We start from the raw sequence: 1,038 nt of genomic DNA on the forward strand, positions 1-1,038 counted from the left end.
ACCTGATTCCCCATTAACTTCAGCCTAGCTTCAGCATATTCAGATTATATTTTCTGAAAGCTCACTATGAAGTTAGGTGAAACTCATGCCAAAGAATAAAATTCAGTTTCAGGCTGGCTACAGTTTGATTCAGCATTTTGAAGATTATGGTACTGAAGATAATTGTGAAAAAGCGCTATTTGATTGGAAGTGGCCGAGTGGATTCAAGTGTCCCCATTGTGGTCACGATAAGCACTGCAAGCTTAAGCAGCGTAAGATATACCAGTGTAATAAATGTCATCACCAGACATCCTTAATTAGTAATACTATATTTGCTAGCTCCAAGTTGCCATTAACTAAATGGTTTTTAGCTATTTATGTCATCACCCAATCTAAAACTGGCGTTTCAGCACTGTCTTTGAAACGACAAATAGGCGTTTCCTACAATACGGCTTGGAGTGTGAAGCAGAAAATCATGCAAGTTATGAAGGAGCGTGACGATAAAAAGCCACTTGGAGGAACCATACAGCTTGATGATGCCTATATCGGAGGTGAACATAGAGGTGGAAAGCCTGGGCGGGGTTCTGAAAACAAAGAGCCGATAGTGGCAGCCGTTTCCGTAAATGAGGAAGAACACCCTATTGCTATGCGTTTCAGTGTGGTAAAGACCTTTAGCTTAGCTGAACTCAAGAAATGGGCGAAGCAACATCTATCCGCAGGCTCAACCGTTGTGTCTGATGGTCTGCATTGTTTCAAAGCAGTAAAAGAAGCTGGCTGTGAACATAAAAGCATTGTAACTGGTGGCGGTGCATCAAGCGTAGAAAAAGAAGAGTTTACTTGGGTAAATACCATGCTAGGTAATGTGAAAAATGCGATTACGAGCTCGTATCACTCAGTAGACAAAAAGTATTTACCACGCTATCTCGCTGAGTTTTGTTATCGGTTTAACCGAAGGTTCAAATTAGAGGATTTATTGCCCAGATTCATATACATAGCAGTAAGAACGCCACCTTTACCTAAAAAACTCTTAAAAGTGGCTGGGCTTCATGGGTAATCAGG

The 1,038-nt window shown here is 41.1% G+C and carries 1 protein-coding gene; it reads left to right on the forward strand.

All coding sequences use genetic code 11. The features are described 5' to 3' along the window. Positions 1 to 85: 85 nt before the first annotated feature. Positions 86 to 1,033, forward strand: coding sequence for an IS1595 family transposase (locus D5018_RS21375; protein WP_121840982.1), 948 nt, complete (start codon positions 86 to 88; stop codon positions 1,031 to 1,033). The last annotated feature ends 5 nt before the right edge of the window (positions 1,034 to 1,038 follow it).

The sequence above is a fragment of the Parashewanella curva genome, from assembly GCF_003675895.1.
In the GTDB taxonomy this organism is placed as follows: domain Bacteria; phylum Pseudomonadota; class Gammaproteobacteria; order Enterobacterales; family Shewanellaceae; genus Parashewanella; species Parashewanella curva.

Excerpts from the sequence above, each read along its gene's own strand:
- D5018_RS21375 (WP_121840982.1), top strand. The coding sequence starts at position 86 with ATGCCAAAGAATAAAATTCAGTTTCAGGCTGGCTACAGTTTGATTCAG.